This is a genomic window from Kordia sp., from assembly GCF_965224175.1.
In the GTDB taxonomy this organism is placed as follows: Bacteria; Bacteroidota; Bacteroidia; order Flavobacteriales; family Flavobacteriaceae; genus Kordia.
Genome location: NZ_OZ245041.1, coordinates 5,239,776 through 5,254,351, shown reverse-complemented (window position 1 = coordinate 5,254,351; position 14,576 = coordinate 5,239,776). Strand labels below are relative to the sequence as shown.

Below are 14,576 nucleotides of genomic sequence, written 5' to 3'. Positions count from 1 at the left end.
CATATTATGCGTTGGGTTAAATTTTTGCGGTTTTACAAAAGTGTATTTTAAGTATAATTATATTTCATATTTTCTCTTACATCTAATCAAAATCATAACCTCTACTGAGTGCGTATTTTAGTAAGGCATCGCGTCCTTTGAGACCTAATTTTTCTATAATGTTTCTTCGGTGTGTGGCTACTGTATGTTCGCTGATAAATAGTTTTTCTCCAATTTCCTTGTTGTTCAAGCTTTTCCCTATGAGTTCTACTATTTGATTTTGCTTTTTAGTGAGTTTGTCTTCCTTTTTTATACCTGCGGTAGAGCAATCATCTTCAATTGGTAAATCTGAATCGTAATAGGTTTTTCCATCATGCACAGCGCGTATAGCTTGTAGCAATACAGGTAGCTTTGTGTTTTTTAGTAAATACCCTTTTGCTCCAGCAGCAATCATTTTGTTATATAGTTCACGCTTTCTGAACATAGTAAATGCAATGACTTTGATGTGTGGATATTTTTCAGTGATTTGCTTGGTAGCTTCTATTCCATCTAAAATAGGCATACGAATGTCTACAATGACAATATGAACATGTCTGTTTTTTTGTGCTAAAAGTGCTAAAAGTGCTTTTCCATCATTAACACTACCAATGATTTTTACGTCTTTTTCAAAGCTAAAAAAGAGGTCGATTCCATCAATGAGACTGTTATGATCTTCTGCAATTACAATGTTAATCATAGTGGTATTTCAATTATAAATGTAGTTCCTTTGTTCGCAACAGAATCAATGGTCAGTTTGCCCTTTAATTCTTCCGCTTTTTTCTGTATACTGTTTAATCCTAGTCCTTTTTGTCTTTTTAGTTTGTCTTTATCCAATCCAACACCATCATCTTCCACAATAATTGTGATGGATTTTTCGCCTGCGGTAATATCTACCGAAACTTCAGAAGCTTCTGAATGCTTCACGGCATTTGTAATGAGTTCTGTAGTCATACGACGCAAGTCATTTTCAATGGATATGTTGACAATATTAGCCGTTCCATGACTTTGAACTTCGACTGATAATTGATTACTTTCATTCATAATAGCGGCATATTCTTTTATAACATCTACCCAATACCCAGAATTTTGAGAAGCTGAATCTTCTAAATGTGACATGTTTCTGACTTTTAGATAGGCTTCATTTATTAATTTTTGTGTTTTAGACATGAGTTTGTCTTCTTCTTGTTGAAAACGATCTTTACTTACTTTTAGATTGTCAAAACATTGTTGAATGGCAATAATTAAATGCCCTAAATTATCATGTAATTCTCCTGCAATGCGCTGTCGTTGCTTGTCTTTTTCATCATTTCGGGCGTCGATGGCTTTGATCTCTTTTTCTTTCTCAGCAAGTTGTTTTTCTTTTTCTGCCAATAATTTTTTACTTCGATAATACAATATCCAAATGATACTTATGATAATTACCGCAATAAGTACGATCAATACAATTATAAAATTCTCTCGTTGCTTGATTCGTTCTGCATCTAATAGCAAATTTTTTTGAGACAATTCTACGGTTTCCAATAAGGTTAACATGGTATTTTGTTTGGAAAGATTGATACTATCCCCATGTGCGATCATTTTTTCATAATAGGAAAAAGCGGAATCCATATTTCCTAAGTTTTTATGGTTTAAAGCCAAGTACCTGTACAGTTCTTTTTTTCTGTTAAAAACATTTTCTCTAATCGGTAATTTTTCAGCCTCTTTTAATACTCCAATAGCTTCTCTATATTTTTCTTGAATGTAGTAGTTAGACGCTTTTGTTCGTAAAGTGGATTGCATACGATCTGGTGAGTTCATTTGTTTTGCACAATACAACATACTATCCAAATAAACTTCAGCTGTTATAAAATCTTCTCTATCTCGATGATAAATCGCTTTGTAATTGAACAATCTGTATCTAGCTGAAATCATCCCGATCGCATTCACATATTCAGTAGCTTTCTTTAAATGATTTTTTATTTCTTCTTCTGTTAATTCACTATTCTCTAATCTGCTTAGTATTAAATGTGCTTTTGATAATTGTAAGGTATCTTGAAGTGTTGATGCTTTCTTGTAATATTCTTTGGCATAATAGGTTCCATTATATTGTAAATGATCTTGTGAACTTAACGTATAATATAAATCATAGTTTACTTCATTCGCCATTTTTTCATTTCCCGAAGCATGGAATAACTTTTGAGCCTTTAGTTTCAGTTTGTATGCTTTTTCTTCTTGATTACTATATCGATATACATCACCAAGTACATAATAATACCAAGCTTTATATTGTTTTTTGAATGTCGTAGTATCTACTTTTTTTAAAGCATTTAATGCTTGTTGCAAATTACGCTGATGCATTTGTAATTTTCCAGCATAATACCAATACGCATTGCTGTCCTTATTAAATGTCATTAATTCGCTTAGTTCACGTTCAACATGATTGTATTGTTGATTTGAGAGTAAAGAATCTAATCGTGTTACTTGTGAAAATGAGTTGGTAGTAAAATACAAACAACAAAGCGTAAGTAGGTATTTCATGGTTTTAGTTTTAGTGTAGTAATTTACGACATTATAATGGGATCAATTACACCGCCTTTGGTAGTTTTTGGTTCTTCGTTTACTTGTTCTTGAATATTTTTACCTGCAACAAAATCCTGAAGAATATCTATATCGTAAACATATTCATTTGTATCAGTATCAAATAACACGTAATGTGCTGCATAAAAACGGTAAACGGCTGTATGCCATTCTTTAAAATCTTCGTCATGTAAGGTGATAACAAAAATCTTTTTTTGTTGTAAAGTAGTTGTATTTTTAAAAACTGAATTTAACTCTAGTGTTTTTCGATCCCAATCCATATTGACAGCTTCTAATCGTGAACGATCTGTGGGATGTCCATGACCATACACGATCAACATGCAAGGAAATTTGGTGTTTGAAATATCATAGCAGTTTTTCAACTTCCATTCGTATGTTTCACTTTCTTCTTGAAAAGGGATTTCTGGAAGTTCTGTGTTAATTTTGAGTTCATTGTTTTTTGTGCAATACGTTCCTCTTGTGTAAAATGTTTGTTTGTGCTCTGTTCCCATTTTTTTAATTTTAATTAAACAATTCGTTTTAGGATGTTTCAAAACTAGATGGAAACGGTAAGCCAAAACATACCTTGACTAAGGTAGTTTTTGAAAAATAATACACTGTTATTCTTAAATATACCTTGTCCACGGTATGGTATGCATTCTTAAAATAACATTTATTGCCGTTATGAAATTGAATTTGAATTTGAGTTGAAAGTTGTAACGAGAAACGATCTATGATAATTTGAACCCAATGCATAATATGGTCAAAACTGAAATGTTAAAACCTTTGGGAAGTATTGATTTTACTGAGTTTACAAAAAGTACAGGTTTTAGAAGTACTTGGCATTTGACGCCGTGAAAACCTAAACACGACTTGTAAGCGTTTCCAAAATAAAGTTTTAGAAGTACTTGGCATTTGACGCCGTGAAAACTTAAAAAATTAACATCTATGCTGCCGTAAAATAATGTTTTAGAAGTACTTGGCATTTGACGCCGTGAAAACCAATAATCCACTTATAAACAGCACTGTTTTTCTTTGTTTTAGAAGTACTTGGCATTTGACGTTGGGGACGAGCGTTAAAGATAGGTCTAGTAGACCTATTTAGCGAAGTAACCAGCTGGCGCTTAGGATTTTGGAGTAGAAAAGTTTCTTTGGAAATATTGGCATTTGACGCCGTGAAAACTTGTAATATTCTCATTGTTAGTAATGGTGGCTCGTTTTAGAAGTACTTGGCATTTGACGCCGTGAAAACTCTGATCTTGTTAGCTCATAGATTGTACTGTCTAGTTTTAGAAGTACTTGGCATTTGACGCCGTGAAAACTTTACGTTTGTTTCGCTAGTGTTGTTACCTGTAAGTTTTAGAAGTACTTGGCATTTGACGCCGTGAAAACTTATACACACCTTGAGACGTGATTATGTTCGCTGGTTTTAGAAGTACTTGGCATTTGACGCCGTGAAAACTTTGGGCATAGAATAGGAGTTCTTATGGTTATCTGTTTTAGAAGTACTTGGCATTTGACGTTTGAGACGAGCAGAGAAAATAGGTCTAGTAAATCTTTTTAAGCGAGTAGCTAGTGGTGTGTTATAATATTGCATATCAAAAAGTGAACTCATTTATTTAAATGCTTCTCTAATGGTTAACAATACTATATATCAAAATTTATATATCAAATAGCTTAATCAATTCAAACTACAAGGAGCACCACTTTCGAGTATCAAAAAGGGTCGAAAAGGATGAAAAAGGATAGTTTTGGAATATTCTTAAAAACTCAATTAACTGATAATCAAATAAATAACCCTCAGACATTGTGTGTTCATAACCCGGAGGTCTCGAGTTCAATTCTCGATCTCGCTACTACGGTAAACAAAGGAAAAGCTAAGATTTTGAATCTTAGCTTTTTTGCTTTCCTAAAACAAATTATTTTTATAAAGACATAGTATCTAAAGGCTATTTTTAGCTATGGATAGTGAGTATTAACTTAAATCGCTTTGAACTATGATGAAATTTTAATTATTAAATTCTCTATAGTGCCTTTGTTTAGTAGTAAAAGAGTTTAAATTATAAAATACGAAATCTGGAAGGTTTTTAGTTTCAATCCATAAAATTCCTCCATGTTCTTTCTTTAATTTATCATAAATTTCTTTGCTATAATTACTATTCTTAAAATTAAGAACATCCTTTTCATTATTTATAGACCATCCCATATTAACAGGTGAATTCACTAAAACATCTATATTCTTGATCTTTTGATTTAAAGAATCGTTATTAGCTAACATTTCTGCAAAATCAATTTCTGATGCTAAACTTGTTTGAATTAGTTTTCTTAATTTCTTATTAGAACCAGTGTCTGTTGCTGTCCAAAGTCTTAATACTTTATGACCTAACTCTACATTAGCTGTTTTTTGAGAAGTTTTAAAATTTGGATATGTAATTATCCAAAATGAAAAAAATGCTCCTACTATTACTATACAGCTCAAAATAAAAGATTGACTTCTATGCGATCTCTTATGATTTAAATCTTCAATTTGCCTATTTATTAAATCTATTTGTTTAGATTATAATTTTTGTATTCTTCTTTTTATTCGATTACCATTTAGGTCAAAAGAAAGCTTATAAGGTATATGATTTGAAAAACTGGCTTGAAAAATCCTGCTTCGTATCAACAGTCAAAATGATTAGGCTTTTTAAAAACCTATTCTCGTAACTGATCAAAACTTAGAACGCTCTCAACGTCTTCGCTCTTGATAATAATTTCAATCGCTATGTTGAGAGCGTTTATTGCCATTTCTTTTTCCTTACTATAGGCTTATTGATCATAAACACTATGAACATTCTACACAAACAGAAGGAAGAGAGTACTTGTCTCCTGATGTACATTGTGTATAATGATGTCTAGAGTACCAACATTCTCCATCATTTTTTATAGAACGTCTTGGTCCACCAGCTACAACTTCTTGCATTTGTTTCAAGTTTAAATCTGCAATGTTCATTTTGTAAATACTTAACTTCTGTTTTACATTTCTTTTTTTCATAATAATTGATTTTAAATAATTAATAATACTCCTAAGTAAGAACTAAAAACCGAGAAAATATAAAGACATTAGTGACACTTTATAAAATATCACTACAATTAAAAAGAAGGCAACCATAAATGTTACTCACTCTACAAAACAAGACAAAAACCTATATATCAGCAGTATAAAAAACCAACACACATATATCTTATATAAGTTTTTCATGTACAATTTTACATTAGAATAGATAAATTAGGTGAAAACCCTCATATAAATATATACACCTTTTACTATATTGTATGATGAGATTTTAATCCAAAAAAACATCCTACAATGAAAACCAACCAAGTATACATATTGCTGTTAAGCTTATTCTTTATCGCTTGTAAAAATAAGACAGACAATAAAAAAACAACAGATTCAAACATTACTACAGAAGCTACTGTTGAAGCCATAGAAAATACAAATACTGCTAAATTTTTATCACTATCTGATGTACACATTAACGGAAACATGACAGAAACTGAATTTGGAAATGTTTCGGGAACACAATTATGGAGCAGGACAAAAACTAAAATTGAAAATACGGTAAAACAAGAACAGCCTAAATTCATGGTATATTTAGGAGATTTGCCCGCATATATTGATAGTGAACGTGCTCAAAATTCACATTTAATGCTAGAAAACCTTAGAAATCTACAAATTGGAATTCCTATTTTATACTTACCTGGTAACAACGATTCGCTAGAAGGAGACTATCATTCGTTTACTAATGGTAACGGAAATACGGTGTTAACTAAAGATAAAGACTCTATAAATCCATGGCCAGTTTTAAACAACAAATCAACCTCTATAAAAGTTTCAAATTTAGACTTTAATAAAGAGTTCGGTTACTATTCGGTAGACTTAACAGATAACGGAAATACTCTAAAAATAATCGCTTTAAATACTGTAATTTTTTCAAACAAAATAGAAACAGATATTGTAGATAATAAGCCTGATAAACATCCAGTATATAACAGCAAACAAAATGCACAACACTTGTATGTTACTGGAGATGATGGAGTTTCACAACAACAAGCTACACAAAAACAAATGCACTGGTTTGAAAAAAAGTTGAAAAGTTTAAGCAGCAATGATCGTGTTATGATTATGATGCACATTCCAATTGGACAAGATGGATATGGCGGAAGTCAAATGTGGAATCCTGCTCTTACATTTACAACTCTTTCAGGCGAAGAACATAATCTACACAACGGTTTCATAGATTTATTGGATACATACAAACTGAATATTACAGGCTTACTAAACGGGCATACACATACTGACGGATTACGACGTATTTATAAGTCTCACAAATCAAATGTGGCAAATGATATGATATCTTATTCAATTTCAACACCAGGAATTGCTGTAAATCATGATAACAATCCAGCATTTAAAATATTTACATACAATACTATCTCGTATGACTTATTAGATTTTAAAACCTATTTTGCCTCGCCGACAAATGCAAACCATGATGGAGATTTTCAATTTATGAAAGATTCTATGTATACTTTCAAAAATATATATGGAATTAAAAATGCTAATGAACCTATTTTTAAAAGTTTAGCTAACGAGACTGATCCAGAAATCGTGCAACATGTAAATACAACTCTAGGAGCCATGAGTAACAAAGATGTAAAACTCATATATCCTACCGCCGTTAATGTTCACAAAAACTAACTATAAATTGTTAATAATTCTCAATGTTTCTATATGAATATTGAATTTATTACAATATCTTTGCTTCGAATTCGATAAATTCCGGAAAATATGTTTGAATTTGATCAATATTTAGGCTTTTTAGCTTTCCTTACAATCTTAACCATTGGATTTTGGTTAATGATTCTCTTATTAACTTTCATCGTTCCTTATTGGGTAACTGGTGCGTTAAAAGAGCGTTTTGACGAATGGAGAGCAGCAAAAAAAGACTCCTAAATAATAAAAGGACAAAAACAAAAAGGGAACTCAAAAGAGTTCCCTTTTTTAATATAACATATTGAAGTTTAATCAGCTAGCGATTCTAATAATAACTCAGCTACTTTTTCAGAAGATGCAGGATTTTGTCCTGTAATCAACAATCCATCTTTCACTGCATGCACATTCCAGTCATCTGCTCTCGAAAATATACCTCCATTATCTTTCAACATGGTCTCAACTAAAAAAGGAACTACAGTTGTCAACTGTACAGCTTCCTCTTCAGAATTTGTAAATCCTGTTACTTTTTTTCCTTGTACCAAAGGAGTTCCATCAATACTTTTTACATTTTTCAAAACTGCAGGTGCATGACAAACAGCCGCTACAGGTTTGTTATTGTTATAAAACGATTCAATAAGTTTAATAGAATTTTTATCTTCAGACAAATCCCATAAAGGACCATGTCCGCCAGGGTAAAATACTGCATCATAATCAGCTTCCTTAACATCAGAAAGTTTTAAGGTATTTGCCAAAAGTTTTTGAGTAGCTGCATCTCCTTTAAAGCGTTTTGTAGCTGGTGTTTGAAAATTTTCTCCTTCACTCTTTGGATCAATTGGTGGTTGACCACCTTTTGGAGAAGCTAATGTAATTTCTACGTTTTTATCCTTTAAAGCGTAAAAAGGTGCTGCAAATTCTTCAATCCAAAATCCAGTTTTTTTCCCTGTATTTCCTAATTGATCATGACTCGTAAGCACAAATAATACTTTTTTCGTACTATTTTCTTCTATTTGAGATTTACTCTTGTTCGATTTCTCTTGTTTCATTGTACATGCCGTAACGAGAATAATTACAGCCAAAACACTCATTATATATTTCATAAAGTAAATTTTAAACCACGAAAGTACAATCAAGCAATCAGAAAAAAATTGATGTATGTTAAGAAAGCTCTTGAGCAATTTCTTTGCGAATACGACTCAAACTTTCAGTAGTAATTCCTAAATATGAAGCAATATGGTAGTTTTTTACATACTGTTCAATATTTGGATAATCGTGTGTAAAACTCAAATACCGTTCTTTAGCCGTTTGTGATAAATTAGCAAGAATTCGCTTTTGAAAACTCACAAAAGAGCGTTCTAATTTTCTACGAATAAATCGTTCTGTTTTTGGAATTTTATCAAAAATTTCTTCTACAGAATCTCTAGAAATTTTATACAATGTAGCTGCTGCTATACATTCAATATACAAAGTAGCTTTTGTATTTGTAAAATATCCTATATAATCACTAATCCACCAATCTTTAATAGCAAATTGAATTGTATGTTCTTTTCCTGAAGGTGCAATTAAATAAGTACGTAAGCATCCGTCAGCTACAAAAAACTGATAATCTACTTTTTCGTTGGCTTGTAATATAATATCTCCTTTTACGAACGTAACTTTTTCATATCTAGCTTCAATAAACTCGATTTCTTCATTCGAAAAAAGAGGAGCTTTATCTTGATAAATTGTATGTATGATTGAATTAGGTTGTAACATGATAATTATGAAGTATGAAACTAAAAAGTCGTTTTGAAGTAATCTATAATTCTAAAAGTAATAAAAATACTCTTGCTTTTCATTATAATATTATTAATACATTCCTTGGGCAACTAATTCGGAGTCAGTCCACGAAACATTGAACGGAAACAATTAAAAACATTTCGACACAAGCGCTGGAGCATTTAAATCTCGATTATCGAGTAAAAATAGAAAAAACCAATGTAGTTAAAAAAACTACATTGGCAATAAAATTTTCTTCAATTTAATTTTTAAACAAGCTTGGGTATTTTAGATAACTTACAACAGAAAGTAGTATAACAAATATAACTTGTATCACAAAAATATCTCCATGTTGTAAATGAGCTGCGATTGTTCCTCCAAAAAATACCAAACCTATTATAAAACCATAAATAAAGGTTCTACGAAAGCTAAGAAGAACGCCTATAAGAAAAGTTATGACGCCTAATAATACCATATACTCCTGATATACAGGATGTAAATCTTGTAAAAGATCTTGATAAAATGAAACTTTCACCATTTTTAATATGCCGCTTACGATAAACATAGCAACCATAATATATTGAATTACAGCGCTAATGTGCTTTTTATACTTTATAGTATTCATTACATTTCAAGATAAAAAATTAAAAAGTATAGCCAATATGCACTGTAACAAACATCGTAATGGGAGAAATGTCATATGTTAAAGTTCCTAAAGTATTCGTTCCAGATATTTTTGAAGTATAACCGAATCCTGCCCAAGGTTTTATATACATATTATTTTTAAAAGGTTTCCAAGTATAACCTGCATACATCATTCCTAAGAAGTTCGTGAATTTTTCACTTCCGACAGTAGCATCATTTTCAAGTTTAAATTCCTGAATTCCAATTTGAGTACCAACAAACCATTTACGATTCACCTCTAAAAAATGGTGTTCTGCAAATGCACTATATCCTTGATTAATACGCACATTCCAGCCTTTATTTTTATTCTTTGAGTTAAAATCAACTAATAAATCAGGCATATCCAAAGCATAAGTACCAAAACCTACTAACAAGTGGTCGCAACCCTTAGGCTGAACTCGTATATGAAAACTGTAGCCATTAAAGGCAAAGGTTGCAGGATCTACTTCTAGACTAAATTTTGTTGTTTCATTTTTAATTTCCGATACATCATTTTGAGCGCTAGCATAAAAGCTAAACCCAAGCAAAAATAGTATCATACTAATTCTTGTTTTTTTCATTATTTTTATTTTAAATAGTTATACTATATATTCTGAATATATAGTTAAAAATAAAAAAATATCAATCGTTCATTTCAATCAATATTTCTTCAATTGTTTTTTGATGCAGTACCGCCTTCATTTGTTGTTCTGCATCGTTTAATAATTTAGAAATAGACTTTTGCGCATTATCTGGTCTTTTTCCTTCTGCTAAAATATTGAATGTAGTTTGAAACAATGGTTTACCGGTTTCCAATGCATTTAAGATATCCAAAATTGTAATCTGAGAAGGCTTTTTAAGCAATCGAATCCCTCCTTGTTTTCCTTCCTTAGTTTCAATAATTCCATGCATAGAAAGACCTTGTAATATTTTAACTAAGGTAGGTCTTGGAATATTCAGTATTTCTGAAATTGATTTTGTTGAGAGAAATTCATATTGCCCTTGTCGTATTTTATCAGAGATAAAAATAACAACCAAAACAGCTTTTGAAAATGATAGTGGATAACTCAAACTATATATTCTTTATATTTAGTATGCAAATATAATTATTAAATTCAAAAAACCTAATCAGTAAATTTCAAAAATAAAAAACAGGCAATCAAAAAAATGATTACCTGCTAGCTTACATGAAACATTGAGTAGGTTATGATTCTTTTCGTGTGCTAATTCCAAAAATACTATACAGTGGGCAAAAATTGATAAAACTTGTAAGTAATAAAACTGCTGCAATACCAACTAAGACAATTCCTAAAGTACCAGAAATAACATTTGTAAAATATAGTATTGTAACGGTTATAGTAATCAAAACTCTAATAATGCGATCTGCATTTGCCATATTTTTTTTCATCTTTGAGATATTTAAAATGATATATCACAAAGGTCTATACTTGTACAAAACTATGCAGTGACTCAAGTCACACAGAAAGAATTTTAATGCCATTTGAAGTTTGGGAAATCTTGTTTTCTACTTCTAACTTCTTTAATACTCTACTAATTACTTCTCTGGCAGTTCCTAATTCGAGTGCAATTTCTCCATGTGTTAACTTTAAAAACTCCTGTCGCGTTACCTCTGTTTTTTGAAGCAAATAATCATACAAACGCTTGTCCATTTTATCAATCAGTACATGTTGAATGGTATCAAGTAATTCCAGATATCTCAAATCGTATTGTTGGTAGAATAGTGTATTAAATTTTGGATACATTTGCAGCCATAACGGAATTTTTTGAACAGGAATTAATAAAATTTCTGAATCCTCTTCTGTGATTGCAAACACTCTACTTGGTTGTTGATTCAAACAAGAAGAAAAAGACATTATACAACTTTGTACAGGTTGAATATAGTAGAGTAACAATTCTTTTTCGTCAAAACGAGAAAAAACTTTCAGAGAACCTTTTAAAACAATTGGTAACACCTTTACATATTGTGACTCTCGTAGAATCTGAGTTCCTTTTGAAAATTCTTGAATCGTTGAAAGCGCTATAATTTCTGAAACTAATTCAGGTTCTAAAAACGATAATTGTTCTCGCAATGCTTCCATTCTTGTTAGGTATCTCTGTTAAATCATAAAAATAAATAAATCCATCAGACTAAATGTTTTAAAAAGCGAAAAAGTTATGTGTATGGCAAGGTGCTTTTTCTTAATTTCGCAATCTCAAAAATACAATACATGATTACTGTTGATAATATTGCTGTAGAATTTAGCGGAACGACTTTATTTAGTGATGTAAATTTTGTCATTAATGAAAATGATAAAATCGCCTTAATGGGAAAAAATGGTGCTGGAAAATCTACCATGATGAAGATTATTGCGGGCGTACAAAATGCAACACGCGGAAAAATTGGTTGTCCCAAAGAAACGGTAATCGCCTATTTACCTCAACATTTATTAACGGAAGATCATTGCACTGTATTTGAAGAAGCTTCAAAAGCATTTCAACATATTTTTACCATGCGCGATCGTATGGACGAACTCAATAAACAACTAGAAACCCGTACCGATTACGAAAGTGAAGCGTACATGAAAATTATTGAAGAAGTCTCTGAATTGGGTGAGCGTTATTATGCGTTAGAAGAAATAAATTATGATGCAGAAGTTGAAAAAGCACTGAAAGGACTTGGTTTCAAACAAGATGATTTTCAACGCATGACCAGTGAATTTAGTGGTGGATGGCGCATGCGAATTGAACTCGCTAAAATTTTATTACAAAAACCCGATTTAATTCTGTTAGATGAGCCAACGAATCACATTGATATCGAATCTGTTATTTGGTTAGAAGATTTCTTAGTCAATAAAGCCAATGCTGTGATGGTAATTTCACATGATAGAGCTTTTATTGACAATATCACCAATCGTACTATAGAAGTTACTATGGGACGTATTTACGACTACAAAGCCAACTATTCTCACTACCTAGAATTACGTGCCGATCGTAGATCACATCAAATAAAAGCCTATCAAGAACAACAAAAATTTATTGCAGACAATCAGGCATTTATTGAGCGTTTCAAAGGAACATATTCCAAAACAAATCAGGTAGCTTCACGTGTGAGAATGCTTGAAAAACTAGAAATCATAGAAATTGATGAAGTTGATAATTCATCTTTAAAACTAAAGTTTCCTCCAGCGCCGCGTTCTGGAGATTATCCCGTAATTGTAGAAGAACTATCAAAAAGTTATGACGATCATATCGTTTTTAAAAATGCTAGTTTTTCTATTGCTCGTGGAGAAAAAGTATCTTTTGTTGGACGAAATGGAGAAGGAAAATCTACCATGATCAAATCAATATTAGGAGAAATAGAACATGAAGGAAATTGCGCATTAGGTCACAATGTAAAGGTTGGATATTTTGCACAAAATCAAGCTTCCCTACTCGATCCTAACCTAACTATTTTTCAAACCGTAGACGAAGTTGCCAAAGGAGACATTCGTACACAAATCAAAAATATACTAGGTCAATTCATGTTTAAAGGTGATGATATTGACAAAAAAGTAAGTGTTTTATCTGGTGGAGAAAAAACACGTTTAGCTATGGTTAAACTTCTGTTAGAGCCTGTAAACTTGTTAATATTAGATGAACCGACAAATCACCTAGATTTACGTTCAAAAGATGTCTTAAAAGATGCACTAAAAGCCTATGACGGAACACTAATCTTAGTCTCTCACGATCGTGACTTCTTGCAAGGATTATCTCAAAAAGTATTCGAATTTAAAGATAAACGTGTTATTGAACACTTTGAAACTATTGATGCTTTCTTAGAAAGAAATCGTATTAAAAATATCAAAGAAATTGATTTAAAAGCCTAATCTTTCAATTCAAAAATTGGCGTACTAGCACGAGAATCTGAAATCAAAATAGCATAATCGAGAAAATCTGTTGTTGACATACCTTTTACGGCTTCACTATTTGATGTTGAATCTGTCATAATCACATCAATTAAATCGGGCATTCCGTCTGAATATGGCGTATTTTTAGCATTCAAGCGGAATAGTGTTTGGTCTGAAATTTTAGTCTTTTTCAAATTTTCAATACCTCTAAAATATTCCTTTTCATAATCTCCAATACCAAAACCGGCTTCTGTTGTAAACCCTTTATATTTTCCCTGTTCATCATACAATTCGTCCCAAAGTACTTCGCTATTGGTCAAATAGCCAATCACCGCAATTACGTCTTCTTTTGTATACACTTTGTTTTCTATCAATCGCGTAAAAAAGTATGGATATCCTTTTTTTCCTTCTCTTGATTTCTCCAAATGCGAAAAGCCCATACGTAAAAATTGTGCTTTATTTTTAAAATCATAACGCGCACTCAAATCCAGATAATTTTGATATATCGTAGGTTCACGCAAACGACTAAACTCAGTAAACGTTACTTTAATATTCTTTATAATATGATGCCAACTAACCTCATCTTTAATTGCTTTTTTATACATTTCTGAATGTACTTCTGTATCTGCAACAAAACGCTTTAAAACACCTTTCGCATAACTATCATAACGTGTAGAGTAGTCAGTTGTATCAAGCATAACCATTTGTTGTAATGTTTTCAATGCCTTAGAATCGATCTGCTTTGTATCTAATAATTCTATCAAGTGTTTTGAAGTATACTTATACGTCGCTAACAAATCAATACCAACAACTTTCATCTTTTTATTCTCTGGCAATTCATCATTTATTATTTTCAACTGTTTCCATTTCTCATAGACTGCAATACTTCGCTCTTGTGGAACATTGGTTCCGTAATGAACAATCAAATCTTTCAACAA

At 31.4% G+C, this 14,576-nt stretch carries 16 protein-coding genes; 3 read left to right on the top strand and 13 right to left on the bottom strand.

Going from position 1 to position 14,576, the window contains the following annotated elements; translation table 11 throughout:
* Window positions 1–82: 82 nt before the first annotated feature.
* The 5 genes from ACOQOS_RS23020 to ACOQOS_RS23000 all read right to left on the bottom strand — a co-directional run bounded on the left by ACOQOS_RS23020 (window position 83) and on the right by ACOQOS_RS23000 (window position 5,608).
* Window positions 83–715 (bottom strand): response regulator, encoded by a 633-nt coding sequence (locus ACOQOS_RS23020; RefSeq protein WP_420572781.1) that lies wholly within the window; start codon window positions 713–715, stop codon window positions 83–85.
* Window positions 712–2,535 (bottom strand): sensor histidine kinase, encoded by a 1,824-nt coding sequence (locus ACOQOS_RS23015; protein WP_420572780.1) that lies wholly within the window; start codon window positions 2,533–2,535, stop codon window positions 712–714. Before ACOQOS_RS23015 ends, ACOQOS_RS23020 begins: the two co-directional genes overlap by 4 nt.
* A 23-nt stretch (window positions 2,536–2,558) precedes the next feature.
* Window positions 2,559–3,086, bottom strand: coding sequence for a hypothetical protein (locus ACOQOS_RS23010; RefSeq protein WP_420572779.1), 528 nt, complete (start codon window positions 3,084–3,086; stop codon window positions 2,559–2,561).
* A 1,496-nt stretch (window positions 3,087–4,582) separates the two neighbouring features.
* Window positions 4,583–5,053 (bottom strand): hypothetical protein, encoded by a 471-nt coding sequence (locus tag ACOQOS_RS23005; RefSeq protein WP_420572778.1) that lies wholly within the window; start codon window positions 5,051–5,053, stop codon window positions 4,583–4,585.
* A 345-nt stretch (window positions 5,054–5,398) separates the two neighbouring features.
* On the bottom strand, window positions 5,399–5,608 hold the full coding sequence (locus ACOQOS_RS23000; RefSeq protein WP_420572777.1) for a hypothetical protein: 210 nt from the start codon (window positions 5,606–5,608) through the stop codon (window positions 5,399–5,401).
* 315 nt (window positions 5,609–5,923) lie between these two features.
* On the opposite strand from ACOQOS_RS23000, the gene ACOQOS_RS22995 reads away from it, so the two are divergent.
* On the top strand, window positions 5,924–7,318 hold the full coding sequence (locus ACOQOS_RS22995; RefSeq protein ID WP_420572776.1) for a metallophosphoesterase: 1,395 nt from the start codon (window positions 5,924–5,926) through the stop codon (window positions 7,316–7,318).
* A gap of 90 nt (window positions 7,319–7,408) precedes the next feature.
* Complete coding sequence (locus ACOQOS_RS22990) at window positions 7,409–7,573, top strand: hypothetical protein (RefSeq protein ID WP_187560934.1); 165 nt, start codon at window positions 7,409–7,411, stop codon at window positions 7,571–7,573.
* Window positions 7,574–7,641: 68 nt separating this feature from the next.
* Here the strand turns inward: ACOQOS_RS22990 and ACOQOS_RS22985 are convergent, their stop codons facing one another.
* From ACOQOS_RS22985 to ACOQOS_RS22955, 7 genes are all read right to left on the bottom strand, one after another.
* On the bottom strand, window positions 7,642–8,430 hold the full coding sequence (locus tag ACOQOS_RS22985) for a type 1 glutamine amidotransferase domain-containing protein (protein ID WP_420572775.1): 789 nt from the start codon (window positions 8,428–8,430) through the stop codon (window positions 7,642–7,644).
* Window positions 8,431–8,488: 58 nt separating this feature from the next.
* Window positions 8,489–9,085 (bottom strand): Crp/Fnr family transcriptional regulator, encoded by a 597-nt coding sequence (locus ACOQOS_RS22980; RefSeq protein ID WP_420572774.1) that lies wholly within the window; start codon window positions 9,083–9,085, stop codon window positions 8,489–8,491.
* Between the two features lie 265 nt (window positions 9,086–9,350).
* Window positions 9,351–9,713 carry a hypothetical protein gene (locus tag ACOQOS_RS22975; protein ID WP_420572773.1) on the bottom strand — a complete coding sequence of 121 codons (363 nt, stop codon included), beginning with the start codon at window positions 9,711–9,713 and terminating at the stop codon, window positions 9,351–9,353.
* A 19-nt stretch (window positions 9,714–9,732) separates the two neighbouring features.
* Entirely contained in the window at window positions 9,733–10,332 is a 600-nt protein-coding gene (locus ACOQOS_RS22970) for a hypothetical protein (protein WP_420572772.1), read from the bottom strand.
* Between the two features lie 61 nt (window positions 10,333–10,393).
* A complete protein-coding gene (locus ACOQOS_RS22965; RefSeq protein ID WP_420572771.1) occupies window positions 10,394–10,822 on the bottom strand; it encodes an RrF2 family transcriptional regulator in 429 nt (142 codons plus the stop codon).
* A gap of 133 nt (window positions 10,823–10,955) precedes the next feature.
* Window positions 10,956–11,159 carry a YgaP family membrane protein gene (locus ACOQOS_RS22960; RefSeq protein ID WP_420572770.1) on the bottom strand — a complete coding sequence of 68 codons (204 nt, stop codon included), beginning with the start codon at window positions 11,157–11,159 and terminating at the stop codon, window positions 10,956–10,958.
* A gap of 67 nt (window positions 11,160–11,226) precedes the next feature.
* A complete protein-coding gene (locus ACOQOS_RS22955; protein ID WP_420572769.1) occupies window positions 11,227–11,850 on the bottom strand; it encodes a Crp/Fnr family transcriptional regulator in 624 nt (207 codons plus the stop codon).
* Between the two features lie 129 nt (window positions 11,851–11,979).
* On the opposite strand from ACOQOS_RS22955, the gene ACOQOS_RS22950 reads away from it, so the two are divergent.
* Window positions 11,980–13,617 (top strand): ABC-F family ATP-binding cassette domain-containing protein, encoded by a 1,638-nt coding sequence (locus ACOQOS_RS22950; protein WP_420572768.1) that lies wholly within the window; start codon window positions 11,980–11,982, stop codon window positions 13,615–13,617.
* Here ACOQOS_RS22950 and ACOQOS_RS22945 read toward each other — a convergent pair.
* The gene (locus tag ACOQOS_RS22945; RefSeq protein WP_420572767.1) at window positions 13,614–14,576 is read right to left on the bottom strand and encodes a hypothetical protein; all 963 of its coding nucleotides are present in this window, start codon (window positions 14,574–14,576) and stop codon (window positions 13,614–13,616) included. The genes ACOQOS_RS22950 and ACOQOS_RS22945 overlap by 4 nt on opposite strands.